Raw genomic sequence first — 25,811 nt, 5'->3', positions numbered from 1 at the left:
CCCTGAGCGAGGACCCTGGCCGGGCGTCGCGCCGCGTGCGGCGGATCAGATCCAGGCGTCGAACCACATCCGCTCCCGCCACTGGGCGTACTCGACGGTCTCCGCGTACCAGACGGGCGCGAAGTGTGCGCTCAGCAGGAGCACCGCGGCCGTGAACACGCCCACCACCGCGAGACCCGCCCGCCGGCGCCGCACGGTGTCCCCGGGCCGTCCCAGGATCAGGCCGAGCATGCCGGCGAGCACGAGCATCAGGGCCGGTTGCACGGGCAGCGCGTAGAAGTAGTACATGGTGCGCTCGGGATACAGGAACCAGGGCAGGTACCCGGCGGCGAACACGCCGGTCAGCGCCCCGAAACGCCAGTCCCGCCGCACCGCCCACAGCCACGCGGCCACGAGCACGGCGGCGATCGCCGTCCACCACAGGAGCGGGTTGCCGATGTTGAGGATGGCCTGGGAGCAGTGCTCGACCGCGCACCCGGCCGTGCCCTGCTCCGGGTCCTCGTAGAAGTAGGAGGTGGGCCGGCCCAGGGTCAGCCACAGCCACGGCAGCGCCTCGTAGGAGTGGTCGGTGCCCAGGCCGCTGTGGAAGCCGTAGGCGGAGGAGTGATAGGCCCACAGCGAGCGCAGGGGCGCGGGGAGCCACTGGGGACCCTCGCCCGGGTGCTGCTGCGCCCAGGTGCGGTGGTAGGCGTCCGTCGAGGCGAACCAGCCCGCCCAGGCGGACACGTAGACCACCAGGCCCGTCCCGACGAGCGCGAAGAACGCGGGCACGCCGTCCTTGAGCACCCCGGCCGGCAGCCAGCGCCGCACCCCGGCCACCCGGCGGGCGTTGAGGTCCCACAGCACCGTGAGCACGCCCAGCCCGGCCACCAGGAACAGGGCGCTCCACTTCACGCCGACCGCGAGCCCGCAGGCCACGCCCGCCGCGATCCGCCACCAGCGCACGCCCAGCCACGGCCCCCACTCCAGGCGGCGCCGCAGCTCCGCGTCCGGGACACCGCCACCCGGGGCAACGCCCAGCCGGGCGACCAGGCGGCGGCGCCCGTGCTCCCGGTCCAGCAGGAGCAGGACGAAGGCGAGCAGCACGAAGAACATCAGGAAGACGTCCAGCATCGCGAGCCGGGACTGCACCAGGTGCAGCCCGTCCACCGCGGTGAACAGCCCCGCCAGCGTGGCCACCGTGACCGAGCGGAAGAGCAGCCACCCGGCGGCGCACACCAGCGCGATGGAGAGCGTGCCGACCAGGGCCGCGGAGAAGCGCCAGCCCAGGGGGTCCTCGGCGCCGAACAGCCACATGCCGAACGCGATGAGCCACTTCCCGACCGGCGGGTGGACCACGTAGGAGGGGGTCTCCAGGGCCTCGGGCGGGGTGCCCGCCACGAACAGCTCGTCCGCCCCCTCCGGCCACTGCCGCTCGTAGCCGTGCAGCAGCAGGGAGTAGGAGTCCTTCACGTAGTAGGTCTCGTCGAAGACGATCGCGTCCGGGTGGGAGAGCCGGTGGAAGCGCAGCAGCCCGCCGAGCAGGACCACCAGCAGCGGGGCCAGCCACGCGAGACGGGCCACCGCTGCGGGGGCCGGCAGCAGACGCTCCCGCAGCGCGGCGGGGGCCAGGGACCCGCGCAGGGTGCTCACCGGCGCCGCCGGCCGCGGCGCCGGGGCCAGGACTGGGGCGCGCACCGAGGAACTCACGGTGTCATCGTAGGGGACGCGTCCCGGCGGCCGCGGACCCCCGGGGGAGCCCCGCGGAGCGCGCCGTAGAGTGGACCCGTGCACACGCAACCCCACGACGACGACCCCACCGACGCCCCCGCCGGCTCCGACGCCGGCTCCGAGGGCGGTGCCGTGGGCCCCGGGCAGGTGGTCCTGGCGGGCACCCCGATCGGCAACCTCGGCGACGCGCCGCCCCGGCTGCGGGCGGCCCTCGAGACCGCGGACGTGCTCGCCGTCGAGGACACCCGGCGGCTGCGCCGGCTCACCGCCGGCCTCGGCGTCACCACGCGCGGGCGGGTGCTCACCCACCACGAGCACAACGAGGCCGGCCGGGTCGCCGAGCTGCTCGACGCCGTCCGTGCCGGCAGCACCGTGCTGGTCCTCTCCGACGCCGGGATGCCCACCGTCTCCGACCCCGGCTACCGGCTCGCGGAGGCCGCGGCCGCCGAGGGCCTGACCGTCACCGCGATCCCCGGCCCCTCGGCGGTGCTCATGGCGCTGGCCGTGTCCGGCCTGCCCACGGACCGTTTCACGTTCGAGGGCTTCCTGCCCCGGAAGTCCTCGGAGCGCGCCACCCGGCTGGCCGAGCTCGACGGCGAGCGGCGCACCATGGTCTTCTACGAGGCCCCGCACCGGCTCGAGGTCATGCTCACCGCGCTGCGGGACGCGTTCGGGGCCGGCCGCCGGGCGGTCGTCGCCCGGGAGCTCACCAAGCTGCACGAGGAGGTCGTGCGGGGCTCGCTCGCCGAGCTCGTCGACTGGTGCGGGCAGGGGCAGGTGCGCGGGGAGATCGCCGTCGTCGTCGCCGGTGCCCCCGCCCCGGAGGCAGCCCGTCCCGAGGACCTCGTGGCCGAGGTCGAGACGCTCGTGGCCGGCGGCACCCGGCTCAAGGACGCCGCCGGGCGCGTCGCCGAGCGCACGGGCGTGGGCAAGCGGGAGCTCTACGAGACGGTGCTGGCCGCCCGCAAGGGCTAGGACATGCACGGGCAGTTCGGACCCTGGCGGACCGTGCGGCGCCGCGCTGCAGCGCGGACGGAACCTGGGACCGGGTGCCGGCCGCGCTGCCGACCGAGGCGCAGGGGGTCGAACTGATCGACTGGGCGGTGTCGGTGGACTCCACCGTCGACCGGTCCCCTCAGCACGCCACGAACGTCGTGCGCAGCAGAAGGGCAGGCTCGAACGGCACGAATCTTCCCGAAGAGCCGGCTGATCACGAGGTGGGCCGCTCCCGTGGCGGTCTGTCGACGAAGATCCACTGTCCGGTCGATGACGCCGGAAGTCCTCTGGCGGTGCTCGTGGGCCCCGGCCGCGCCCGGGGCATCAGCGCAGGGTCACGTCCCGCGCAAGAGCCGGTTGTCGTCGGTCACCACGTAGGGGAAACCGTCGGCGTCGACACTGATCCTCACGGCGCCGCCGGGCGCGGAGGCCCAGCCCTCACCGTTCCACGTGGCGATGCTGTGGCCCCCGGGCGCCGAAGCCGTCCCTATGATCCACACGGCTCCGTTGGCGCCCACCCCGATGTCCCGGGCCTCTCCGGGTTGCTGCGCCCACTCGGAGCCGGTCCAGCGGGAGATGCGGTTGTTCTCGTCGATGATCCACGGCTCGCTCTGGTGTCCCACGGCGGCATCGCCCTGCGTGGCGACGTCGATGGCGACAGCGCCACCGGGTGCTTGCTCCCAGCCCGTCTCGGTCCACCGGTGGATGCCGTAGCCGCCCGGCACCGGGTCGGTGCCGACGATCCAGACCGAGCCGTCGGCCCCGATGCCGATGTCGCGGGCGCTTCCCGGCCGGTCGATCCAGTCCGAGCCGTCCCACTCGAAGATGCGGCCCTCGGAGTCGACTATCCATGGGTACCCGCTCGGGCCCACGTCGAGAGCAGCAGCATCCCGCCCGAGGGCATCCCATCCGTCGCCGTTCCACCAGTTGACCTCAGGGCCACCGGGCCAGGGCTGATCGCTGAGCGCCCAGACCGACGGGTCTTCGCCGATGCCACCGACGCCGATCTCCTGGAACTTGCCGGGAAGCTCCGTCCACGCCACCTCGATGGACTGCGGAGGCGGTGACAGCAACTGGTCTTCAGGCGACCCCTGGCCGGGGGCCGCCTGCGTCGGCACCTCAGTGGCCGCCGGCCCGCCCGGCGGCTCGAGCGCGCTCGTCTCGGGCGCACACGCCGTCAGGGTCATCGCCAACAGGAGTGCCGGGCACAGGCCGGCCCGGGCGCGGGATACGGATGTGGGCTTCTGCATCGGTGTGATGTTCTCCTTGGTACCTGCTGCGCTGGGATGCACGGCGCGAATGATCTCCAGGGCCCGAGCGCCGGCAGACCCTTCCGGGGCCGGGGGCATCTCGGGCGGTGATGTGCGGCTCAGCACCCGGTGTCCACGACCTTGACGTCGTCGGACGTGAGGTCGACCAGCGTCGTGGTGGTGTTGTTCCCCGTGTCGGTCTCCGCCAGCAGCCCGCGCGGATCAGCGGTGGCTTCCACGCAGTAGCGTCCTGGCAGAGGCAGCCCGGTCAGGTCGATCCACTGACCCCACACGTCGAACGAGTACGGGTCGCCCCAACCGACCGATATGCCCTGCGTCACCGAACGACTCTCCGTCAGGCCCTCCTCGCAGCCGAGATATTCGGCAGACTCGGCAGGTTCAGCAGCAGAGGCGCCGGGCAGGCGAACGTCGTCGATGAGGCAGAAGCCCTCCTTGTGCGCGACACGCGGATGCTCCTCGCCGGGCACCCGCAGGCTGTACTGGGCAGCGTGCTGCAGGTGCCAGTGGCTGTGCTTGTCTGCCACTGCATAGCTCACCACCGCATCGGTCGGGACGGACTCGTAGCCACCGTCCCGCTGGTAGATGCGCTGGACGACGGGCATCTCCTGGGTTGAGGTGCTGGTCCTGCTCGCCGTCAGTTCGAGCGCCCCGTCACCGCGGTTGGCGATGACAGCGGTGAACCGCAGGACGCGACGGCCCTCGAGGATCTGGACGCGGAGGTCGCTCAACGGCTCGATCTGCAGGTCGGGCAGCCGATCCTCCGGCCCCGCGACACGGTGCGGCGCTGAGCCGTGATCCGCGGTCGCCGGCGTCACTGCACCCAGCAGCAAGGCGGTGGCAGCGGTGGCAGCTGTGGCGAGCACAGCCCGAGAAGTCCCCATGACTTGATATCCCCCTACGCGGTCGGAACCGCACCGCTCCGGCGCAGCCAACGGCCATTCGCACGCGGGCGCGTCCGATTCAGATTTCCCCCGGTCGCCGCGAAGGACGCGGCTGACGTCAGGCATCACTATGCATTTGTGAACGTGAAGTCGTCAAGGCACGAGACCGAGCAGCTGTCCCTCACCTGGCATCGCGGGAGGCTTCTCGCTGCCGTGGCAACACGTCCAGCACCCCGCTCTCGAGGCAGTGCTCCTTCCGGAGGCCGAGCCGGCCGGCCAGGTCCGTCGAGCAGCGCGCCGGGGTGACGAGCTCATGGCGGAGCAGCAGGCGGTGTACCGTCCACGCAGCCATGGCCGCGCCGGCTCCGCGCCGGCCGGCTTCCGGCCGGACGGCTGCGGATGAGACATGCCCTGGCGGCGGGCCGCTCCGGAGCGGCCCGGTCACGGCGCCCCGGACGGGTCTCACACGGGGGCCGCGCCCCGGTGAGGCCGAGTTGACCAGCGGGAGCGGACGGCGACACGGTCCGGAAACACGGCCCGGCCAGACTCGGGGGTGCCGGGATCCGGGCACGTGCGGCGCGGGCCCCGGCGTCCTCCTGTCCGTCGAACAACGGAGCCATGCCATGTCCTACGTGCTGCCCGCCGACTTCGTCACGAAGATGATCGACGCCGGAGAGGCGAAGGTCTTCATGTCCACCCGCGACACCCTGATCAGGGCGTTCATGGCCGGGGCCATCCTCGCGCTCGCCGCGGCGTTCGCCGTCACGGTCACCGTGCAGACGGGCCAGCCGCTGCTCGGGGCCGTGCTCTTCCCGGTCGGTTTCTGCCTGCTGTACCTGCTGGGCTTCGACCTCCTGACCGGTGTGTTCACGCTGGTGCCCCTGGCGCTCATCGACAGGCGTCCCGGCGTCACCGTCCGCTCGATGCTGCGGAACTGGGGCCTGGTGTTCGTGGGCAACTTCGCCGGCGCGTTCACCGTGGCCGTGATGATGGCGATCATCTTCACCTACGGCTTCTCCCTGCCCCCGGACGAGGTCGGTCAGCAGATCGGCGAGATCGGCGAGGGCCGCACCGTCGGCTACGCCGAGTTCGGCGCCGCCGGGATGCTCACGCTGTTCGTCCGGGCCGTGCTGTGCAACTGGATGGTCTCCACCGGCGTGGTCGCCGCGATGATGTCCACGAGCGTCTCCGGCAAGGTGATCGCGATGTGGATGCCCGTGATGCTGTTCTTCTACATGGGCTTCGAGCACTCGATCGTCAACATGTACCTCTTCCCCTCCGGTCTGCTGCTCGGCGGGGACTTCTCCGTCCTGGACTACCTGGTGTGGAACGAGATCCCCACCGTGCTCGGCAACCTCGTGGGCGGGCTGACGTTCGTGGGGCTCACCCTCTACGCCACCCACGCCCGCACCGGGGCCGCCCGGGCCCGCCCTGCCCCGCGGGCGGATCGCGTCCCGGTCGCGTGAGCGCATCGTCCTGCTGCCGCGCCGAGTCCCCCGGGGGTTCGCAGCTCCCCCGGTCGATCGGAGGGAACTGCGAGCCCCCGGGGACTCGGCGATGTGCCGGGGTCAGCGGCGGGTCGTCACCGACCGGGGGAGCCACCGGGCGCGCCGGGCACCGGGTCCGCCGCGCTCGGCGAGACCCGCCCGCAGCGCCGTGACGTCCTCCGGCCCGGCCTCGGGCGACCACGCCGCGGTGCCCGGGGCGTAGAGGGCCCGCTCGACGTCCCGGCCCAGGCGTCCCAGCGGCGCCGCGGCGGCCGGCACCACGGCCCCGAGCCGGTCGACGTACGCCCGGGGCGTCTCCGCGGCGGCGCGGCCGAGCCCGTGGTCGACGCCGAGGTCCTCGACCTCCGCCCATCCCGCCAGGGCCCGCTGCGACGCCGGGGCCCCCGCGTCGCCCAGGACCCGCAGCCGGCGCCGGCGCCGCCGGGACCGGAGGAGCCGGGGGAGGGCGGCCAGCAGAGCCAGCAGCGCGGCGGCCAGGACTCCGCCCAGCCAGAGCAGCCACGCCGCCGGGGCGGCGTCCTCCTCGGGCACGGGCGCGGCGGAGGCCTCCGGAGTCGGCACGGCCGTCGGTTCGGCCGAGGGGGCGTCCGTCTCGGGGCTGTCCGCCGTGCTCGCCGGGGTGGGGGCGTCGGTCGGTGCGCCGGTGGGCTCGGCGGTGCCCTCGCCCTCCTGGGACTGACCGTCCCCGTCCTGCGACCCCTCGGCGGCGTAGCCGGGGAGGTCGCCGGTGCCGGGGGTCGGCTCGAAGCGCACCCACCCGGACCCCTCGAACCACAGCTCCGGCCACGCGTGCGCGTCGCGCGGCAGGACCTCGAAGGCGCCCGGGTCCGCCGCGTCCCCGAAAGGCTCCTCGGCGCCCGGTGCGGCACCTGGCGATCCCTCCGGTCCGGTGGCCGGGAGGTAGCCGACCGCCACGCGGGCGGGGATGCCGAGCTCGCGGGCCATGACGGCCATCGCCGGGGCGAAGTGCCCGGCGTAGCCCGCGCGCACGGCCAGGAACTCCTCGAGGGAGCCCATGCCGCCGGCGTCGTAGCCCTGCTCGAGCGGGACGTCCACGTCGTAGCGGAACTCGTCGGAGCGCAGCCACTCCTGCAGGGCGAGGGCCTGGTCGAACGCCGTGGGGGCGTCCCCGGCCCGGTCCCGGGCGGCGTCCCGGAGGGCGGCCGGGGTCTCTGCGGGCAGCTCCAGGAACGGGGCGAGCTCCGGGGTCTCCGGCGCGGCGGGGGCCTCGCGCAGCCGCGCGGACGTGGGCTCGGGCGCGATCGAGCGGACCTCGTAGGCAGCGCCCTCCGGGGGGACCTGCTCTCCGTGCACGGCGAGGTCCCGGGGGCTCCAGGCCCAGTCGCCGTCCTCGAGCCCCGTCACGTCCACGGGGACCCACGGCAGCGGCAACCAGCGCTCCGACCAGTCCCGCAGCTCCACGGCGGCGGTGCGCTCGGGCCCGTCGCCCACCGGCTGGAACGGGGTGGGCCCGAGGTCCTCGAGCCCGGGGTCCAGCCCGGTGGCGTCGGGGAACCACTCCGCGCCGGAGAAGTCGGCCAGGGTGAGCACCCGCAGCAGCTCGGGCTCGCCCGTGCTCGTCGTGTACTCGAGGCGCGGCAGCTGTTCCGCGGAGCGCAGGTCCTGGCCCACGGCCCGCAGCGGGCCCACCCCGGAGGCGCGCTCGCCGGCCAGGCCGCTGCCCTGGGGGAACGCGCCGTTGACGAAGCCGGGCACCAGCCCCGGGACCAGCAGGGTCACGGCGAGCACGCCGGCGCCCACCACGAGGGCCCGCGGCCAGCTGCCCGGCGCCGCGGCGGTGCGGGGCTCCCGCACCGCGCCGAAGCGCCGGCCGCCGCCGAGCAGCACCAGGGCGGCGAGCACGGCGGCCGCCGTCCCGGCCGCGCCCACGCTCTCCGGGAGCACCAGGGCGGGCACCACCAGCAGCGCGAGCACGCCGAGCGCGCTGATCCCCGGCAGCCGCAGCGCCACGAGCACGGTGTCCACGAACAGGGTCACGACGCCCGTCGCGAGGGCCGCGACGAATGCGAGCGCCGCGGCCTCCGGATACGGGGCGGGCCGTTCCGCGACGACCCCGGCGGCCTCCCGCCACAGCTCCGCGCCGAGGGACAGGCTCCCGGGGGTGGGAACGAGGCCGAGCAGCGCGGGCTCGCGCAGGAACAGCACCGTGAGCACGAGCACCAGGGCGCCGGCGCCGAACAGGGGCGCCAGCGCGCCCGGCAGCCGCAGCACCCGGGACGTGGCGGTCGCGGCGACCACGGCGAGCGCGGCGAGCACCGTCCCCGGGATCCAGCCCGCGCCGTCGAGGACGCCGCTCAGCGCCACGAGGGACAGCCACACCGCCACGAGGACCGTGCCGGCCAGTCCCAGGGCGGCGCGCGCCGGGCGGCGGTCCGGCTCTGATGCCTCCGGCGGCCCGGCGGCGGGGCTCGGGGCCGAGGGGGCGCGGACGGCGGCGCTCATCGGACGGCCCCGGTCGTGCGGGCCCCGGTGCCCAGCTGAGCCCACGCGTCCTCGGGCGCGGCGGACGCGGGCACGACGACGACGGACCAGCCCGCCGCCTCGAGCACTTCCGCCCCGTCCGGGACCCGGTCCGGGGAGGAGGCCACGAGCACCGCGCTGCCCGCGGCGGCCCGCTGCGTGCCGCCCAGGACCCGCTCGGCGGCCGCCGCGGAGAGGTCCCCCGAGACCAGCAGCACGGGGTGGACCAGGCCGTCGCGGTCGAACCGGTCGGCCAGCGCGTCCTCGGCCGGCACGCCGTCCTCCGCCCCGGCGGGCGCGGGCTCGGGACGCACCCGCGCCAGTCCGTGCCGGGCGTCCTCGGCGCCGTCGTCGGTGACGGCGGTGGCACGGGTGCGGGCGGGAGCGACGTCGTCGTCCTCCCCGCCGCGGGGCAGCGGGCGGCCGAAGGCGTCGAGGGCGTGCACGGCGGTCTCGCGCTGCGTGAGGTGCTCGAGCACGGCGGCGGTGAAGGACACGGCCCACTCGAACTCGGCGGTGCTGGGGAGCACGCCGGCCCACAGCCGCTCCCCGGGCCAGGAGGTCTCGTCGCGGTCCAGGACCAGGGTGAGGCGGCGGGTGCTGCGGGGGTCCTCCTGGCGGACCATCAGCCGGTCGTGCTTGGCGGAGGCGGCCCAGTGGACCCGCCGCATGGGGTCCCCGTGGCGGTACTCGCGGGTGGTGACGTTGTCCGGGCCCGGTTGCGGCATCGCCGTCCTGGACGGGTCGGTGCCGGACTCCCGCAGCCGGTCTGCGCTGATCTCCGGCAGCTCCACGGGGTCCGGCGCCACGTGCAGGGACGTGCGCTCGGAGGCGTCCAGCAGCTCGGCGGCGAGCCCGAAGGGGTCCGCGACCCGCACGGTGGCCGGTCCGAGGGCGTACACGCCGCGGCGGCGCGGCCGCACGGTGTACGCGGCGGGCTCCCCGCCGGCCTCGACGCTCAGCTCACGGTCCCCGCCCAGCGGTTCGGGGACCGTCTCGTGCACGGCGACCGCCCCGGTGACCGTCCCGCCGCGCCGGGTCCGGTGCCGCACGCGCAGCCGGACCACGGCGGAGTCCCCGGCCGTCACGAGCGCCGGGTCCACACCGCGCTTGAGCAGCACCCTCGGCTTGACCACGTACAGGGACAGGGCCGCGAACAGCGGGGCCCCGCCCAGGAACAGGGCCAGGGCGAGCACGTCCTTGCGGCCCAGCCAGGTGGCCAGCAGCAGGCACAGCGCACCCGCACCGAGGAACGCCCAGCCGCGCCCCGTGAACCGGGCGCGGGAGTCCACGGGCTGCTCCGCCCGCTCGCCCTCCGCCGTCGGCTCCGGCCGGCGCCTCATCGGGTCCGGGGGGTGGGCTCGGCCGGGACCCGCACCTCGTCCAGCACCGCCCGCACCAGCTGCTCCGCGGAGTCCGTGCCGGCGCGGCGGTCCAGGATCAGGCGGTGGGAGAGCACCGGCACCGCGACCGCCCGCACGTCGTCGGGCAGGACGTACTCGCGCCCGCTCAGGGCCGCCTCCGCACGGGCCGCGGCCTGCAGCTGGAGCAGCGCCCGGGGGCTGGCGCCCAGCCGGATCTGGGGGTGCGAGCGCGTGGCCTGGCCCAGGGCCACCACGTAGGCGCGCACCGCGTCCGAGACGTGGATCCCGCGCACGTGCGCCACCAGGCGGGCCGCGTCCTCGAGGGAGACCACCGGCTGCAGGCCCTCCAGCGGGGAGCCGCCGCCGTGGTCGGAGAGCATCAGCATCTCGGCCTCGGTGTCCGGGTAGCCCATCGAGATCCGGGCCGTGAACCGGTCCCGCTGCGCCTCCGGCAGGGGGAAGGTGCCGTCCATCTCCACGGGGTTCTGCGTGGCCACCACCATGAACGGGGTCGACAGCCGGTAGGTCGTGCCGTCCGCCGTGACCTGACCCTCCGCCATGCACTCGAGCAGCGCGGACTGGGTCTTGGCCGAGGCCCGGTTGATCTCGTCCCCGATCACCACGTTGGCGAACACCGGCCCGGGCTTGAACTCGAACTCCCGCCGGGCCTGGTCGTAGACCGAGACGCCCGTGATGTCCGTGGGCAGCAGGTCCGGGGTGAACTGCACGCGCGAGACCGTCCCGCCGATCGCGCTCGCCAGCGTGCGCGCCAGCATGGTCTTGCCCACGCCCGGCACGTCCTCGACCAGCAGGTGCCCGCCGGCCAGCAGCACGCTCAGGGCCGTGCGCGCCGCCTCGGGCTTGCCGTCGATCACCGTGTTGATCCGGTCCAGGATCGCCTGCGTGTACTGGGGGAAGGACTGCATGGTCTCCTCGGCTTCCTGCTCGCGTCTGCAGCTCCCAGTATGTCCGCACGGGGCGCAGCTCGTAGATTGGTCGGTGCCGCGTGTTCCCCGTCCTGTTCCCCGACTCTCCCTGAGGTGCCGCCCGTGACCGACCCCAACGCCACCCTCCTCGCCGCGTCCCTGTGGCCGGACCCCGCCGCCCGGCCCGCTCCCGCCCCGGGCGGGGCACCCGCCGCCTACGACCCCGAGCACTACGCCGTGCCCGAGGACGTCCCCGCGGGGGAGGGCACCCGGCGCCGCTCCGCCCAGGCCGACGACGGGCGCCGCCGCAACCTCGCCTACCCGCCCGCGCCGGAGCCGCTGCCGCACCCGGTGGTCGACAACCACACCCACCTGGACCTGCAGGACGGCCAGGTCCAGGTCTCGGTCCGGGACGCCGCGGACGCCGCCGCCCTCGCCGGGGTGGGCGGGCTCGTCCAGGTCGGCTGCGACGTCCCGTCCTCCCGCTTCGCCGTGGCCGCGGCCCGCGCCGACCCCCGGGTACTGGCCGCGGTGGCGCTGCACCCCAACGAGGTGCCGAAGCTCGCGGCCGCCGGGACCCTCGACGAGGCGCTCGCCGCGGTCCGCGAGCTGGGGGACCACGAGCGGGTCCGGGCCTTCGGCGAGACCGGTCTCGACCACTACCGCACCGAGGGGGAGGGCCGGGAGCACCAGAAGGCGTCCTTCCGGGAGCACATCCGCTTCGCCAAGGAGACCGGCAAGGCGCTGCAGATCCACGACCGGGACGCCCACGCCGACGTCGTCGCCGTGCTGCTGGAGGAGGGCGCCCCCGAGCGCACCGTCTTCCACTGCTTCTCCGGGGACGAGGAGCTCGCACGGATCTGCAACGAGCACGGCTGGTACATGTCCTTCTCCGGCACCGTCACCTTCAAGAACAGTCACGACCTCAGGGCCGCGCTGCGCACCGCCCGCCCGGAGCTGGTGCTCACCGAGACCGACGCGCCGTTCCTCACCCCGCACCCCTACCGGGGCCGGCCCAACGCCAGCTACGTGGTCAACTACACGGTGCGCGGCATGGCCGGGATCCTGGAGCAGGAGCTGGAGCCGCTGTGCGAGCGCCTCTGGGCGAACACGGTCGAGGTGTACGGGCAGTTCTGATCCCGCCCGCCCTCCGCCCAGCACACCCTCCCACCACACCCTCCCAGCCGCCCACGTCGCCGAGTCCCCACGCTCTGGCGTCCTCGNTTTCCCCACGAACGTTCGTGGGGAAACAGAAGCGGCATGGGGACTCGGCGGTGCAACAGGGGTGCATCGGAGCGGTGCAACAGCGGTGCCGCGGTGCAGCGGGGGTGCCGCGGGGGTCAGCGGGATCCGGGCGAGCGGCGCAGTGCGGCCTCGATCCGGGCGACGGTCGCGGCGGGAGCGCGCACGACGTCGTGCCACCCCACCCGGATGACGGTCCATCCCTGCTCCTGGATCTCGACCTCGCGCCGCCGCTCGTTGCGGATCACGGTGGCGGCTGAGTCGGCGTACTTGCACTCGCCGTCGAACTCGAGCACCAGTCGTTGTTCGGGCCACGCGAAGTCGGCCCGGTAGGACCCCGTCCGGCCCACGATCACCCACTGCAGCTCCGGCGCCGGCAGGGCGGACTCCGCCAGCATGAGCCGGGTGAGGGTCTCACCCACGGATTCGGAGCGCGTGTCCATGGCGTCCAGCACGCACCGGGCTCTGCGCACGCCCCGCCGGCCCGCCCACTCCAGGAGACGGTTCTCCAGCCGGACCCGAGTGAGACCGAAGCGGGGCGCCTGGTCGGCGAGGACCACGGCGTCGGCGAAAGGGAGCAGCCGGGCGCAGTCGAGGAGTGTTCGCTCGCCCGATGTGGCCCGGAGCCCGTCGACCGTGGCGACGTCGGACTCCGGCAGCGGCTCCTGGTGCCTGACGACGCCGGCGTACCCGTTGTGGGTTCCCTGTCCTGGCCGGGTGAGCGTGTGCAGGCGGGCCGGGACGCGCCGGAGGCCGAGGCCGTGCACCAGGGCGGCCGAGGCGAGACAGAACACCGGCGGCACGGAAGCGGCGCGGCTGAGCGCCCGGTGCCGGAGCAACGACTGCTCCTCGGGTCTGAGCCGCCGGTAGGCCTCCGACGTCGTGAAGTACCCCGGGTGGACCCGGTGGAGCTCTCCGTCGCGGAGGCGGCGCCGGATCTCGTGGCCGCTGAGGCCGGTGTCGTGCAGCTGGGTGAGACTCATGAGGTCGGTCATGCCCTGTTGATAGATCGGCCGGAGCCCCCGGTGGCGCGGCATCGCCGTGCGGAGGAACAAGAGATCGGATCGGACAGCCAGCACTGCAATGGGGAGCGGAGATGGCGTCCCCGCCGCGACCCCGCCGCCATCCCGCCGCGACCCCGCCCATTCCCCAATGCAGTCGCATCTCCCCATGCCGATTCGTGGGGACACGGAGCGACAGTGGGGGCTCGGCGGTCGGGGTAGCGGCAGGAGGAGGGACAGGGCAGGGGGCCGATACGATGTCCCGGTGACAGAATCCACCGCGCCAGAGCCCGCCGCCCGCGCCCTGCTGGGGCCCGCGGAGATCCGCGCGCTCGCGGAGCAGCTCGGCATCCGGCCGACCAAGACGCTCGGGCAGAACTTCGTGATCGACCCCAACACGATCCGGCGGATCATCGCCGCCGCGCGGCTGGGCGAGCACGAGACCGTGCTCGAGGTGGGGCCCGGCCTGGGGTCGCTGACCCTCGGGCTGCTGGACGCCGCCGAGCGCGTCGTGGCCGTGGAGATCGACCCGCCGCTGGCGGCGCAGCTGCCGCACACCGTGGAGCGCCTGCGCCCCGAGCTGGCGGGCCGGCTGACCGTGCTCGAGCAGGACGCCATGCGCGTCGAGGAGCTGCCCGCCGAGCCGACCGCCCTGGTGGCGAACCTGCCCTACAATGTGGCCGTGCCGGTGCTGCTGCACCTGCTGGCCCGCTTCCCCTCGATCCGCCGCGGGCTGGTGATGGTGCAGGAGGAGGTCGCGGACCGGCTGGCCGCGGCACCGGGCTCCAAGGTCTACGGGGTGCCGTCGGTCAAGGCCTCCTGGTACGCCGAGGTCACCAAGGCCGGGACCATCGGGAAGAACGTGTTCTGGCCGGCGCCGAAGATCGCCTCGGGGCTGGTGCGCTTCGTGCGCCGCGAGCAGCCGGTCGCGGACGTGGACCGGGAGCTGGTCTTCGCGGCCGTGGACGCGGCCTTCGCCCAGCGGCGCAAGACCCTGCGGGCCGCCCTCGCCGGGTGGGCGGGCTCCGCCGCGGCGGCCGGCGAGATCCTCGAGGCGGCCGGGATCGACCCGGGCGAGCGCGGCGAGAAGCTGGACGTGCACGAGTTCGCCCGGATCGCGCAGGCCGGCGCCGCCGCGGGACTGACGGCCGGGGTGCGCGGCGGATGACCACGATGCCGCCCACGGAGCGCGCCGCCGCGCCCGGCAAGGTCAACCTGTTCTTCGCCGCGGGCCCGCCGCGCCCGGACGGCTACCACGACGTCGCGAGCCTGTACTGCGCGGTGAGCACGGGGGAGACCGTCACGGCCACGCTGACCCGGGGCGCCGGCACCACCGTGGGCGTGGCGGCGGTCCCCGGCTCGCTCGTGGCCCAGCAGATCGAGCAGGGGACGTTCTCCCTGGACGCGGTGCCCACCGACGGGTCCAACCTCGCGGTCCGCGCCGCCGAGGCCGTGCTCGCGCGCTTCCCGCCGCTCGTGGGCGGACTGCACCTGCAGATCGACAAGGCCGTGCCCGTGGCCGGCGGCATGGGCGGGGGCTCCGCGGACGCCGCGGCGGCGCTGCTCGCCGTGAACCGGCTCGCCGCCCGGGTCTCCGGGGGTCCGGCGCTCGACGACGACGCGCTGCTCGAGCTCGCGGCCGGTCTCGGCGCCGACGTGCCGTTCGCGCTCACCGGCGGGGCGGCGGTGGGCACCGGGACGGGGGCGCGGCTGCGCCCGGTGGCGGTCGGCGCCCCGCTGCACCTGGTCCTCGTGGCGGCCGGGGCGGGACTGTCGACGCCCGCCGTCTACGCCGAGCTGGACCGCCTGCGCGCGCACGAGGACGTCCCGCCGCCCCGGCTGCCGGCGGAGCTCGAGGACGTCCTGGGCGCCGGCGCGGCAGAGGAGCTGGCCCCGCTGCTGGCCAACGACCTGCAGGCCGCGGCGCTCTCGCTCGCCCCGCAGCTGGAGCCGGTGCTGGCCGCGGGTGCGGCCGCCGGCGCCCTGGCGGGCTTCGTCTCCGGGTCCGGGCCCACGGTGGCGCACCTGGTGGCGGACGCCGCCGCGGCCGGGGACCTCGCGGACGTGCTCAGGGGCCAGGGAGCGCCCGCTCTCGCGGTGCGTGCTCCCTGACCCCTGGCTTCCGGCCGCCGGCGCCTGGATCTGACCTGACCTCCCGGGTCCAGGCGGCGCCGGCGGACGATCAGTGGCGCTGCGGCGAGGCGTCCTGGGCCGGCACCGGGTCCGCGCTCGGGCGCACCTGACGCTGCACGACGAACGCGGGGACGACCGCGGCGCCGCGGCCGCTGAGCCGCTCGAACCGCTCCTGGAACCGGCGCAGCCGGCCACGGGGCTCGACGGCCAGCACCACGCCGTCGACCCGGTCGGTCAGGGCGGCCAGCTCGGCCGCCCCGGCGCGGGGTTGGACCGTGGCCACGAGCAGGGAGGGCGTGGTGTCGTCCATGCCCAGCCAGTTCGTGTCGCCCAGCGGGCCCACGGAGTCCGTGAGCGTGTCCGCGCCCACGATCTCCACGGTGCCGCCCCACGAGGAGACCACGTTGTCCAGGGCCTGCACGACGACCGCGGCCTGGCCGGGCAGGGTCGAGTGCACGGCGATCCGGGAGCCCGGCCGCGGCACCGCGCGGTCCTCGTCCTGGGAGAGCCGGCGCAGCAGCTCGAGGGCGCCGTTCTCGTCTTCCTCGGAGGCCAGCACCACCACGGGCGAGCCGGTTGCGTCGGCGAGCCGGTCGGGCCGCCGCACGCTGCGGTCGGCCCGCTCCCGGAGGGCGCCGGCGAGGGCGCCGAGAACCAGTCCGCCGACCAGTCCGCCGGCCACGAAGAGCAGCAGACCGGCGGAGGAGGGCTCCTGCGGCGGCGTGGCCTCGCTGATCACGCGGCCCGGAGTCGGGGCGATGAGGGCGAGGGCGGTGCGCTGCTCGCGCAGCTGCCGCAGGCTGGAGGAGTCGTCGTCGCTGCGCTCGAGGCCGGCGATGGACTTGTCGATGCGCGCCAGAGTGTCGTCGGCGGTGGTCTGCACGTCCTCGCCGCGGTCGGCCAGGTAGGCGGTGGCCAGGGCGTTGGCCCGCTCGGCGGCCTGCTCGGGGTCCTCGGCGGTCACCGTCACCCGGAGCACCTGGGTGTCGTCCGGGGCGGTGGTCGACAGCCGCTCGAGCAGGTCCTCGGCCAGCGCGGGGTCCGCCTCCTCGACGGGGACGTCCTGCAGCAGGGCGGCGGCGCGCAACGTGATGCGCTGCGAGGCCATCGTGGCCATCTCCGTCTGCATCTCGACCTCCTCGAAGCCGGAGTCGCCCGTGAGCGGGTTCACCGCGCTCGGGGTGACGGTCATCGAGGCGGTGGCCTGGTAGGTCGGCGGCCACAGGAGACCCGCCACGAGGGCGGCGGCCAGCACGATGAGCCAGGTGCTGAGGATCGTGGGCCACCGGCGCAGGACGCGGCGCCACGGCGGCGTCGGGTCCGCCGGCTCCGGGCGGCGCGGCCGGGTCCGGACGGTGTCGTCCCGGGTCCGGCGCCGATCGGCGCCGATGGTGTTCAGTGTCTCGCTCATGTGGATTTCCCCCCTGGTGGATCGCGTGTCGTCTCGGTCGGAGCGGTCGTGGCCGGCCTCCGCCCCCCGGCGGGTGGCCGACCCGGGCCTCGGGAAGCGCTGCCGAGTCCAGCCCGGCCGGCGGCGTCCTGATCCGATGTCGATCGATTTGAATGTTACAGATGCAAACTCAACGGGACCACAGCAGGTCCCTGGAACTCCGTGGCCTCTTCGGGCCACAGGCCTCGGAGTCCGTCCCCCGGACGGCGGACCGGCTCCGGAGCACGAACACCGCACCGGCGCCGGCCACGAGCAGACCGGTCAGCGCGAGGTGGACGAACAGTCCGGTGGGGCTCGTCCCGAGCAGGGCGCGGACCAGCAGCCCGCCTCCTCCCGTGAGCACCGCCGCGGCCGCGGCGATGGCGCCCACCACGGACCAGCGCGGGGAGATGCCGAGCAGCCGCACGGACTGGAACAGGGCCAGCCCCGTGTCGGTGAGCACCGACGCCGCCCACGCCGTGGCCGCCCCCACGAGGCCCCACTGCGGGATCAGCCACAGGTTCAGGGCCACCGCCACGGCCAGGGCGGCGGACTTGTTCATCAGCTGCCACCGGCTGCGCCCGGCCATCAGCAGCAGGGACTGCACCCCGCCGGCCGAGACGGCCAGGAGCATGGCGGAGGCGATGACGAGCATCGCGGGGTAGCCGGACTCGAAGCCCTCGCCGAAGAAGGACAGGACGACCGGTCCGAACAGCAGGAGGGTCAGGTAGAAGGGCCAGGCGCCGGCCACGAGCACCGCGGTGGTGCGGGTGAACACGGAGCGGGCGGTGGCGAGGTCGTCGACCGCGAGTGCCGCGCTGATGGACGGGCCGGTGACGATGCGCGCGGTGTGGTCGAGCATGGCGCCCACGCGGATGCACCGGTTGACCACGCCGTAGACGCCCGCCGCGGCAGGACCCAGGAACGCGGCGACCAGCAGCACGTCGAGCCACTCGAGCAGCGCCTCGACGAAGGCGGTCACGCCGCGGGCGGAGGAGAAGGACCAGAACGCCCGCCGCTGGACTCCCGTCCCCGGCGGGGGAGCGGCCCCGGGCTCGTCGCGAAGGTCCCGGAGGTACCGGCGCAGCAGCACGAGGGCGAGCACGGCGACCACGGCGACCGGCACCGTCCAGGCCGCCGTCAGGGCGAGCAGCCCGCCGCCGGCGACGACGACGGCGAGCACGGCGAGCACCCGCAGCGAGGGCAGCACCACGTTCTGGAGGAAGGAGAAGGTCGGCACCCGGTGCAGCCCGCGCAGGGCGCCGAAGGCGAGGTTGAGCACGGCCCCCAGCACGAGGAAGGGCGCCGCCAGCAGGACGGCGGGGCCGACGCCCTCGGGCAGGACCCCCGGCAGGGCCGTGAGCACGGCCGCCGTGCCGGCGACGCCCACGGCGAGCACGAGCACCGGCCGCCCCGCGATCCGCAGCACTCCGCGCACCGCGGAGGCCTGGCCCCGGGCGGTGAGGGCGGGGACCGCCCGCACCAGCCCGGTGTCGGCGCCGAAGGTGGACAGGGTCGTGGCGATCGCCAGCACGGCCACCACCTGGAAGAACTGCCCCGCCGCCGCCGCGCCCGAGGCGTTGGAGACCACCAGCGTGGCGGCGAAGGCCAGACCCGCGCCGGTGACCACGAAGGCGAAGGTGAGCGAGCCCGAGCGCGCCAGCGGCTGCGGGGTCACAGCCCCTCCCCGTAGCGCCGGGAGCGCAGCAGCACGGCCAGGCTCAGGCTGATCAGGATGAACTGCACCGCGTCGAGGCCGTAGTAGGTGAAGAACATGCACGCGGCCACGGGCGCGGAGTGCACGAGCATCCCGGTGGTGGTGCGGACCTTCAGGGTCATCAGCGTGGTCCCGTGCAGATAGGCCACGAACAGGCCCAGGCCCACGAGCCCGTAGCAGAACATGAGGGTCCAGACGTAGCCCTGGGTGCCCATCTCGATGCCGACGGTCTCGTCGTACAGGGGCGCCCCGTAGCCCAGCAGGGGCGATTCCAGGGTGGCCAGGAAGGTGTCACGGTACAGGTCGGACCGGGTGCCCGTGCTGTCGCTGTACTCCTGCCGGCCCAGGATCCGCTCCACGGCGCCGCTGGCCACGAGCCACCCGCCGACGGCGGCGACGCCCACGACACCGGCCAGGGCCACCCCGATCCGGCCCCGCAGGACCATCCGGACCATCACGTACCCGAGCGCCACCGCGATGCCGAGGAACATGCCGCGGTTGGTCGTGGCCACGGCCGGGGCGAGCGAGGCCAGCAGCCCGGCCACGATCAGCAGGTGCCGGGCGCGGAAGCGGACGGTGGTGAGGTAGGCGAGCACCAGGGGCGTGAGGAGCACGAACCCGGAGCCCCACCCGTTGGTGTACGGGAACGGGGCGGCCGGCCGGTTGTAGGGCTCGGGCGCCCCCCAGGGCAGCTGGACCTCCGCCAGGGGCGGGAAGAAGAAGTTCTGCACGAGCGCGTTGGAGGTGATGCCCTCCGGCAGCAGCAGGCCGATCGGGGTGGTCAGCCGCGCCTCGGGGATCACGAACGTCAGCAGGCCGAGGCCCACGAGCGTGGCCCACGCGACCACGGCGGCCCGCAGGAACCGCCGGTGGTCCAGCGTCTCCCGGGCGTTCCAGTAGTAGACGAAGTAGATCAGCGCGGCGAAGATGTTCACCCAGCGCAGCGCGAAGCCCATCCAGGAGCCGAACCCCTCGATCTGCACCGAGCTCGCCGCCATCCACAGCAGGAACACGCCGAGCACCCACGCCGGCCACGGGACCGTGACACCACGGCGGAGCACGAGCAGGAAGAGCATGGCCACGGCGAGCAGCGCCGGGGCGAACTGCAGGGCGCCGGAGGCCCAGATCAGGGGCAGCCCCCAGAACAGGACCAGCAGCGGCCAGGCGGGCAGGGCGCCGGTGGTGCGGCGCACCGGCGCCGGCCGCACCACCGACGAGGTCAGGAGCGCCACGACCGCCTCACACCCCTCTGCCGAAGAAGGACACGGCGTTCTGCAGCCGCTCGGCGCTGATCGCGCCCGTCGCCACGGCCAGGGCGCCCCACGCCCGCAGCTGCCGGGAGTCCCGGCGCAGCGCCGCCCGCGCCCACCGCACCGCCTCCCGGCGGTCGCCGCGGGCGGCGTGGGCGAAGGCCACCTGACCCGCGAGCAGGGCCGTGCCCTGGTCCGAGGTCTCGAACTCGGGGAACTTGCGCAGCATGTAGGTCAGGGCGTCGGCCATGTCCCCCCACTGCTGGCGGAAGAAGGAGGGCCGGTCCCAGCGCACGGTCAGCACGGTCTCGGGCACGGAGTGCACCGGGGCGTGCCGGGCCAGGCGCAGCAGCAGGTCGTAGTCCTCCCCGTAGGAGGAGGGCAGGTCCTCGTCGACGAGGCCCACGGGCCCGTACAGGTCGGCGCGGCGGCAGATCAGCGCGGAGGGGTGGATCTCCATCATCCGGTCCGCCAGCAGCTCCGGGAACGTGGCCACGGCCTGCGGGACGCGCCGGATGGTGCGCTCGTGCGAGACGATGTCGATCGCGCCCGCGATCGCCGAGGCCTCCGGGTGCCGCTGCCAGTGCGCGACCTGCCGGCTGAGCTTGCGCGGGGCCCATACGTCGTCGTCGTCGCAGAAGGCGATGATCTCCCCGGTGGACGCGTGGATGCCGGTGTTGCGGGCGCCCACCAGCCCCGGGGAGCGGGTGTTGGGCACGGTGCGCAGGTCCACCCCGGCCGGGACGGTGACGTCCGCGAGCGGGTCGACCTCGATGCGGTCGAAGACGACGACGACCTGCAGCGGGCCGGCGTAGTCCTGCTCGACGATCGCGCGGACCGCCTCGCGCAGCATCTGCGGTCGCCCGGCGGTGGCGATCAGGACGGACACGGACGGGTGCTCGGTGCGGAAGCCGGCGGCGGTGGTCGCGGCCGGGGCGAGGACGTCAGCGGACATGGCGGGTGCTCCTGTCGGTCGGGAGGGCGCCGACGGCGTCGGCGTCCGGATCGGTGTCGGCGGGCCGGACGGTGAGGCCCAGGTACTTGCGCCGCATGGAGACCGCGCTGATCGCCGCGAGGGCGGCCAGCAGGATCGCGTAGGCGGGCAGGAAGAGCGCGGGGATCCCCCAGAGGAGGAAGATCCAGCAGGTGACCCCCGCGTCGGTGGGCAGGTTGAGGAAGGAGCGCAGCGTCCCGCCCGTGGGCGGCCCGGCGATCCCGCCCTTGCGCCGCAGCTGCTCGGCGAGGATCTGGCTCATGAACTGGCCGACCTCCACGAGCACGAACAGCGCGGCGAGCACCGCCAGGGCCGTGGCCGGGAAGGCCTCGGGCCGCGGGTGCAGCAGGGCGGCGGCGGCCACGGCCAGGTGGAGCGCCGGGGTCCGGATGGAGTCGACCACGTGGTCGAGCCACTCCCCGGCCGGCGAGCCGGTGCCGGTGAGCCGGGCCACCTGCCCGTCGGCGGAGTCCAGGACGTAGCCGGCCGCGAGGAGCACGGCGACGACGACGCCCGTGGCCGGGGCCGGCGGCGCCGCGACGAGCACGGCCAGCCCCGCGGCGGAGAGGACCGCGCTGAGGGCGGTCACCCCGTTGGGGGTCAGCCCCGCCGCGGCGGCCTCGGCCGCGGCGTAGCGGGCCAGCGGGCGGTTCACCCACCGGGTGTACGCCGGGACCCCCTGGCCGGGCTTCTGCGCGGCGCGCAGCCCGGCCAGGGCCTCCGGGAAGGTGGGCCGGCGCCGCGGGGCGCCGGCGCTGCCGGTGGTGGTGCTCATGCCGCGTCCTTCGGCCGGGGTGCCAGCTCGAGGTCGAAGCTGGCGTCCGGGGTCGCCCGGTAGTCGAGGTGCATGCTGACGCTGATCACGTTGACCCCGGCCTTCAGGACCGAGGCCGGCACCACGGCGGTGACCGGATCGGCGAGGGCCGCGGCGGTGCTCCGGGCGCCCAGCGTGTAGCTGGTCCAGTCGAGGGAACCCTCCGGCATGTTGGACCGGACGACCTCCTTGCCGTTGACCCGCACCACGATCCCGTCGTCGGCCCGGGTGGTGAGCTGCAGGTCCCCGAGCGCCGCCGGGTCCGCCACCGTGAACTCCTTGCGGAACTGGGTGGCCACCGGCCGGCGCCCGTCCGTGGTCAGCTCCGTGGTCACCGGGGTGCCCCAGCCGAACGGTGCCTTCCCCTTCAGCCAGCCCGTGACCGCGCCGGCCTCCTGCCAGTCGTCCTCCGGCGCCGAGTCCTCGTGCCGGTAGGACCACTCGGCCCCGCGGGCGATGACGTCGGGCAGCACCGCGGGCGCCTCGGGCTGCTCGCCCTCGGTGGCCACGGCCTTCAGGTCGAAGCTGGCGTCGGTGGTGTTGGTCCAGTTGGAGTGCATCTCGGCGGCGATGACGTTCTTGCCGTCGCGCAGCATCCAGCCGGGGACCTCCACCGTGACGGGCTCGGCCACCGCGGTGGCGGTCCGGCGCGGGGCGGTCGCGTACGTCCCGGAGGACAGCAGCCCGTCGGGCAGGTTGCTGCGGGTCACCTCCTCCCCGTTGACGTAGACGGCGATGCCGTCGTCGGCCCGGGTGGTGAGGGTGAGCTTCTCGACCGTGGAGGCGTCGGCCACCTGCACCGACCGGCGGAAGTAGGTGGTCAGCGGGCGGGTGCCGTCGGCCACCAGCGTGGTCTTCACCTGGTCGCCGCCCCAGCCGAGCACGGCCGAGCCCTGCTTCCAGGAGGCGTCGTCGAAGTCCGTCGACGCCCAGCCGCGGGCCGGCGGGTTGGCGCGGTCGTGGTGGTACTTCCACGTGGCGCCCTCGGCGACGAGCGCGTCCGGATCGGCCGGCTGCTCGGCCGGGGGCTCCTCGGCGGGCGGCTCCTCGGCGGGAGGCTCCTCGGCGGGCGGCTCCTCCACCGGGGGCTCCTCGGCCGGGGGCTCCTCCGCGGGCGGCTCCTCCTCGGCGGGCGGCGCCGGCTGCGTGCCGGCGGTGGCCACGGCGGAGAGGTCGAAGCTGGCGTCGGTGGTGTTCGTCCAGTTGGAGTGCATCTGGGCCGAGATCACGTTCTTGCCGGTCTTCAGCGCCGATCCGGGCACCTCGACCACGACCGGCTCGGCCACGGCGGTGGCGGTCCGGCGCGGGGCCAGGGCCCACGGGTGGTCCTCGAGCGAGCCGTCGGCGACGTTGGAGCGGACCACTTCCTTGCCGTTGACGAAGACGGCCACACCGTCGTCGGCGCGGGTCGTGATGGTCAGCTTCGCCACCTTGGAGGCGTCGGCCACGTCCACGGTGCGGCGGAACTGGGTGACGATCGGGCGGGTGCCGTCGGCCACGAGCGTGGTCTTCACCGAGGCGTCGCCCCAGCCGAGCACGGCCGAGCCCTGCTTCCACGCGGAGTCGTCGAAGCCGGCGGACGTCCAGCCCGCACCGGGCGAGACGTCACGGTTGTGGTGGTACTTCCACGTGGCGCCCTCGGCGATCAGGGTGCTGGTGCCGGGCTCCGGCTCCGGCTGCGGTTCGGGCTGCGGCGCCGGGGCTGGCTGCGTGCCGGCCACCACCACCGGGGTGGAGGCGGAGACGTTGCCCGCGGCGTCCGCCGCGCGCACGGCGTACCGGGCGGCGTCCACGTGCGGGACCTTCAGGCTCGTGCCCGTGGCGGTGCCGACCGGCCGGTCGTTGCGCAGCACCTGGTATGTCACGCCGGCCTCGGGGGCCGCCGTCCAGGAGAGGGCGTCGGAGTCCCCGTCCCGGCCGACCTTCAGGCCCGAGGGAGCGGCCGGGGCCTTGGCGTCCCGCGGGGCGAAGCGGAGGAAGCCGCCGGACCACTGCGGGGAGCCGGTGGAGGAGATGCTGCGGTTGACGTCGCCGCCGGTCCACAGGACCCCGTTGCTGTCCATCATCGTGGCCCAGATGCCCCAGCCGCCGAAGCCCTTGATCTCGGGGTTGAAGCCGGGCTGGTAGCGTCCGCTGCCGGCGTCCCAGGCGCCGATGGCGTTGATGCGGTCGGCGACCGTGGTCGGCTGGGTCGAGAGCCGGTCCCACTTCGTGGCGCCGGCGTTGAACCAGTTGAAGCAGTGGCACGCCCCGAAGACGGTGTTGTCGGTCGAGGTGATCGCCTGGATGTCGCCGCCGGCGGTGGTGATGCCGGTCGAGGTGCGCTGGAAGCTCGAGCGGTCGAAGCCGAACATGCTGTGCTCGGCGCCGCCGGCCCACACGGTGGACCCCTGCTCGCGCACGGCCAGCTGGAAACCCTTCTGACCGGGGTTGGCGTAGTCGATGGCGATCGACGGCTCCCAGGTCCAGGTGTCCAGTGCGGCGCCGGCGGTGGAGCGCACGGCCGCGAGCCGGAACGCCGAGGTGCTCTGGGACTGGTTGAAGTACCCGGCCGCGTAGAGCCGGTCGCCCTTCGCGGAGGCGTCCACGCTCGTCACGGTGCCGTTGAACTCGGGGTTCCAGGAGGCGTCCGGGGTGCGCGTGGAGATCTTCACGCGGGCACCGGCACGGGCGTAGACCTTGCCGGTGGCCTGTCCGCCGCTGAGGTGGGTGAAGGCGCCGCCCAGGTAGAGCCAGTCGCCCTGCACGTCCAGCGCCCGGACCTGCAGGACGCCGCCGGTGAGGAGGTTCTCCACCTTGAGGTTCCAGGCGGTGTCGATCTTGCCGGTCGTGGCGTCGAGCACCACGAAGCCGGGGGAGCTCACGCCGTTGACGGTGCTGAAGCGCCCGCCCACGGCCAGCCGGTTGTTCGGCAGCTCGGCGAGGGACTTCACCTGGCCGTCGAAGACCGGGCGGAAGTCGGTGCGCAGCTCACCGGAGTTGACGTCGAAGGCCGCGAGGTAGGCCTGGGCCACGCGCCCGGTGCCGCCCTGGGTGCGCTGCATCGCCTTGAAGTTGCCGCCGGTGAAGACCGTGCTCCCGATCTGCTCGAGGGCCTGCACCTCGGTGTTCATCTCGCCGTCCTGCCCGTCGGCGCGCTCCACGGCGCCCCACTTGGTGGGCTCGGCGCCGCTGTTGGGCAGCGCCCGCTGGGCGATCGCGGCGGTGCCGGTGTCGGGGACCGTTTTGCCGGTGAAGGCCTGCTGGGTGACCTTGGGCCGCAGGTACACCTGCGTGAAGGGCATGGCGCCCTTGCCGCCCGTGGCCGGCGACCACAGGTAGGTGGTCGCGGTGTTGCTGCCCAGCATCTCGTCGCCGTAGCGGAAGCCGCGCTGCCAGCTGGTCTCGGCGGTGTCGACGAAGCGCATGCGGGCCGTGCCGGTGGTGCCGATGTCGTGCGTGGTCCCGCCGGTCCCGGAGGCGACGCTCCCGCCGTAGGCGAACGACCAGGAGGTCACCGGGGTGCGGGAGCCGAAGGCCCAGTTCCAGTACGGCTTGGCGGAGACCTTCATGCGACCCTCCTGCCAGGTGGTGCCCGCGGCGTCACGGGCGCGGCGCAGCCGGATGCCGTCGTCGAGGGAGTCGGGCCGCTGGCCGTTCAGGAGGTCGTCGACCGTCTCCGAGGACAGCTGCTTGGGCGCGAAGGCCGCCGTGCCGGTGACGGTGGAGGAGACGTCCTTGGGCGTGCCCACGCCCTGGTAGTACTCCTTCCAGTCGTTGCGGCCGCGGCCCACCATGACCCAGCCGCCGCCGTCGGTCACCTGGTCGCAGTAGAACTGCTCGGGCGCGGTCATGGCCGGGGTCACCAGCCAGTAGACCCCGGAGGCCGACTTCGGGTCCTTCTGCTTGATCTCCCAGCAGGACGCCGCGGCCGAGGCCGCGGACTTGCCGTCCACCGGGGGCGCCTCGGCGGCGCCCACCGGGGCGAAGGTCAGCAGCGTCGCGGCGACGGCCATCACGGTGCCGATGCTCAGGGTCGCCTTGGTGCGGGCCGTGCGCGCCCGGCGCCGGACCCGGTCCGCCCGGGGCGGGGTGTTCGTGTTTCCCATGGTGTG

18 protein-coding genes are annotated in these 25,811 nt (G+C 74.6%); 5 read left to right on the top strand and 13 right to left on the bottom strand.

Going from position 1 to position 25,811, the window contains the following annotated elements; translation table 11 throughout:
* Window positions 1-45: 45 nt before the first annotated feature.
* Window positions 46-1,689 (bottom strand): phospholipid carrier-dependent glycosyltransferase, encoded by a 1,644-nt coding sequence (locus ACH9D2_RS07985; protein ID WP_396362306.1) that lies wholly within the window; start codon window positions 1,687-1,689, stop codon window positions 46-48.
* 78 nt (window positions 1,690-1,767) lie between these two features.
* Here ACH9D2_RS07985 and rsmI point away from each other — a divergent pair, with 78 nt between their 5' ends.
* Window positions 1,768-2,685, top strand: a complete 918-nt coding sequence (gene rsmI / locus ACH9D2_RS07980) for a 16S rRNA (cytidine(1402)-2'-O)-methyltransferase (protein WP_396362305.1) — start codon at window positions 1,768-1,770, stop codon at window positions 2,683-2,685.
* A 356-nt stretch (window positions 2,686-3,041) separates the two neighbouring features.
* On the opposite strand, the gene ACH9D2_RS07975 is transcribed toward rsmI, so the two are convergent.
* Window positions 3,042-4,082, bottom strand: a complete 1,041-nt coding sequence (locus ACH9D2_RS07975) for a hypothetical protein (protein WP_396362304.1) — start codon at window positions 4,080-4,082, stop codon at window positions 3,042-3,044.
* Complete coding sequence (locus ACH9D2_RS07970) at window positions 4,076-4,840, bottom strand: lysyl oxidase family protein (protein ID WP_396362303.1); 765 nt, start codon at window positions 4,838-4,840, stop codon at window positions 4,076-4,078. Before ACH9D2_RS07970 ends, ACH9D2_RS07975 begins: the two co-directional genes overlap by 7 nt.
* 641 nt (window positions 4,841-5,481) lie before the next feature.
* On the opposite strand from ACH9D2_RS07970, the gene ACH9D2_RS07965 reads away from it, so the two are divergent.
* Complete coding sequence (locus ACH9D2_RS07965; RefSeq protein ID WP_396362302.1) at window positions 5,482-6,324, top strand: formate/nitrite transporter family protein; 843 nt, start codon at window positions 5,482-5,484, stop codon at window positions 6,322-6,324.
* A 102-nt stretch (window positions 6,325-6,426) separates the two neighbouring features.
* Here the strand turns inward: ACH9D2_RS07965 and ACH9D2_RS07960 are convergent, their stop codons facing one another.
* Genes ACH9D2_RS07960 through ACH9D2_RS07950 form a run of 3 tightly spaced genes read right to left on the bottom strand, consistent with a single transcriptional unit; the run spans window position 6,427 to window position 11,137 of the window.
* Window positions 6,427-8,829 (bottom strand): transglutaminaseTgpA domain-containing protein, encoded by a 2,403-nt coding sequence (locus ACH9D2_RS07960; RefSeq protein WP_396362301.1) that lies wholly within the window; start codon window positions 8,827-8,829, stop codon window positions 6,427-6,429.
* Window positions 8,826-10,190, bottom strand: a complete 1,365-nt coding sequence (locus tag ACH9D2_RS07955; RefSeq protein ID WP_396362300.1) for a DUF58 domain-containing protein — start codon at window positions 10,188-10,190, stop codon at window positions 8,826-8,828. The genes ACH9D2_RS07960 and ACH9D2_RS07955 overlap by 4 nt, the downstream gene beginning before the upstream one ends.
* Window positions 10,187-11,137: an AAA family ATPase gene (locus tag ACH9D2_RS07950; RefSeq protein WP_396362299.1), complete on the bottom strand. Its 951-nt coding sequence runs from the start codon at window positions 11,135-11,137 to the stop codon at window positions 10,187-10,189. The genes ACH9D2_RS07955 and ACH9D2_RS07950 overlap by 4 nt, the downstream gene beginning before the upstream one ends.
* Before the next feature lie 123 nt (window positions 11,138-11,260).
* Here ACH9D2_RS07950 and ACH9D2_RS07945 point away from each other — a divergent pair, with 123 nt between their 5' ends.
* Entirely contained in the window at window positions 11,261-12,274 is a 1,014-nt protein-coding gene (locus ACH9D2_RS07945; RefSeq protein WP_396362298.1) for a TatD family hydrolase, read from the top strand.
* Between the two features lie 203 nt (window positions 12,275-12,477).
* Here ACH9D2_RS07945 and ACH9D2_RS07940 read toward each other — a convergent pair whose 3' ends face one another.
* A complete protein-coding gene (locus tag ACH9D2_RS07940) occupies window positions 12,478-13,374 on the bottom strand; it encodes a DUF559 domain-containing protein (RefSeq protein ID WP_396362297.1) in 897 nt (298 codons plus the stop codon).
* Between the two features lie 271 nt (window positions 13,375-13,645).
* Here ACH9D2_RS07940 and rsmA point away from each other — a divergent pair, with 271 nt between their 5' ends.
* Window positions 13,646-14,548, top strand: a complete 903-nt coding sequence (gene rsmA / locus ACH9D2_RS07935; protein ID WP_396362296.1) for a 16S rRNA (adenine(1518)-N(6)/adenine(1519)-N(6))-dimethyltransferase RsmA — start codon at window positions 13,646-13,648, stop codon at window positions 14,546-14,548.
* Entirely contained in the window at window positions 14,545-15,492 is a 948-nt protein-coding gene (locus ACH9D2_RS07930) for a 4-(cytidine 5'-diphospho)-2-C-methyl-D-erythritol kinase (RefSeq protein ID WP_396362295.1), read from the top strand. Before rsmA ends, ACH9D2_RS07930 begins: the two co-directional genes overlap by 4 nt.
* Before the next feature lie 70 nt (window positions 15,493-15,562).
* On the opposite strand, the gene ACH9D2_RS07925 is transcribed toward ACH9D2_RS07930, so the two are convergent.
* The 6 genes from ACH9D2_RS07925 to ACH9D2_RS07900 all read right to left on the bottom strand — a co-directional run bounded on the left by ACH9D2_RS07925 (window position 15,563) and on the right by ACH9D2_RS07900 (window position 25,805).
* Complete coding sequence (locus ACH9D2_RS07925; RefSeq protein WP_396362294.1) at window positions 15,563-16,924, bottom strand: hypothetical protein; 1,362 nt, start codon at window positions 16,922-16,924, stop codon at window positions 15,563-15,565.
* A gap of 169 nt (window positions 16,925-17,093) precedes the next feature.
* Window positions 17,094-18,620, bottom strand: coding sequence for a lipopolysaccharide biosynthesis protein (locus ACH9D2_RS07920; RefSeq protein ID WP_396362293.1), 1,527 nt, complete (start codon window positions 18,618-18,620; stop codon window positions 17,094-17,096).
* Window positions 18,617-19,891, bottom strand: a complete 1,275-nt coding sequence (locus ACH9D2_RS07915; RefSeq protein WP_396362292.1) for an O-antigen ligase family protein — start codon at window positions 19,889-19,891, stop codon at window positions 18,617-18,619. Before ACH9D2_RS07915 ends, ACH9D2_RS07920 begins: the two co-directional genes overlap by 4 nt.
* A 7-nt stretch (window positions 19,892-19,898) precedes the next feature.
* Window positions 19,899-20,864: a glycosyltransferase gene (locus tag ACH9D2_RS07910; protein ID WP_396362291.1), complete on the bottom strand. Its 966-nt coding sequence runs from the start codon at window positions 20,862-20,864 to the stop codon at window positions 19,899-19,901.
* A complete protein-coding gene (locus ACH9D2_RS07905; RefSeq protein ID WP_396362290.1) occupies window positions 20,854-21,678 on the bottom strand; it encodes a CDP-alcohol phosphatidyltransferase family protein in 825 nt (274 codons plus the stop codon). Before ACH9D2_RS07905 ends, ACH9D2_RS07910 begins: the two co-directional genes overlap by 11 nt.
* Window positions 21,675-25,805 carry a fibrinogen-like YCDxxxxGGGW domain-containing protein gene (locus tag ACH9D2_RS07900; protein WP_396362289.1) on the bottom strand — a complete coding sequence of 1,377 codons (4,131 nt, stop codon included), beginning with the start codon at window positions 25,803-25,805 and terminating at the stop codon, window positions 21,675-21,677. The genes ACH9D2_RS07905 and ACH9D2_RS07900 overlap by 4 nt, the downstream gene beginning before the upstream one ends.
* Between the last annotated feature and the right edge of the window lie 6 nt (window positions 25,806-25,811).

This window comes from Kocuria rhizosphaericola, from assembly GCF_044462205.1.
GTDB classification, from domain to species: Bacteria; Actinomycetota; Actinomycetes; order Actinomycetales; family Micrococcaceae; genus Kocuria; species Kocuria rhizosphaericola.
Note: the sequence above shows the minus strand (reverse complement) of the source record. Positions and strands in the feature narration are given on the sequence as shown.

Excerpts from the sequence above, each read along its gene's own strand:
- ACH9D2_RS07965 (WP_396362302.1), top strand. The coding sequence starts at position 5,482 with ATGTCCTACGTGCTGCCCGCCGACTTCGTCACGAAGATGATCGACGCC.
- ACH9D2_RS07960 (WP_396362301.1), bottom strand. The coding sequence starts at position 8,829 with ATGAGCGCCGCCGTCCGCGCCCCCTCGGCCCCGAGCCCCGCCGCCGGG.
- ACH9D2_RS07955 (WP_396362300.1), bottom strand. The coding sequence starts at position 10,190 with ATGAGGCGCCGGCCGGAGCCGACGGCGGAGGGCGAGCGGGCGGAGCAG.
- ACH9D2_RS07950 (WP_396362299.1), bottom strand. The coding sequence starts at position 11,137 with ATGCAGTCCTTCCCCCAGTACACGCAGGCGATCCTGGACCGGATCAAC.
- ACH9D2_RS07940 (WP_396362297.1), bottom strand. The coding sequence starts at position 13,374 with ATGACCGACCTCATGAGTCTCACCCAGCTGCACGACACCGGCCTCAGC.
- ACH9D2_RS07930 (WP_396362295.1), top strand. The coding sequence starts at position 14,545 with ATGACCACGATGCCGCCCACGGAGCGCGCCGCCGCGCCCGGCAAGGTC.
- ACH9D2_RS07925 (WP_396362294.1), bottom strand. The coding sequence starts at position 16,924 with ATGAGCGAGACACTGAACACCATCGGCGCCGATCGGCGCCGGACCCGG.
- ACH9D2_RS07910 (WP_396362291.1), bottom strand. The coding sequence starts at position 20,864 with ATGTCCGCTGACGTCCTCGCCCCGGCCGCGACCACCGCCGCCGGCTTC.
- ACH9D2_RS07905 (WP_396362290.1), bottom strand. The coding sequence starts at position 21,678 with ATGAGCACCACCACCGGCAGCGCCGGCGCCCCGCGGCGCCGGCCCACC.
- ACH9D2_RS07900 (WP_396362289.1), bottom strand. The coding sequence starts at position 25,805 with ATGGGAAACACGAACACCCCGCCCCGGGCGGACCGGGTCCGGCGCCGG.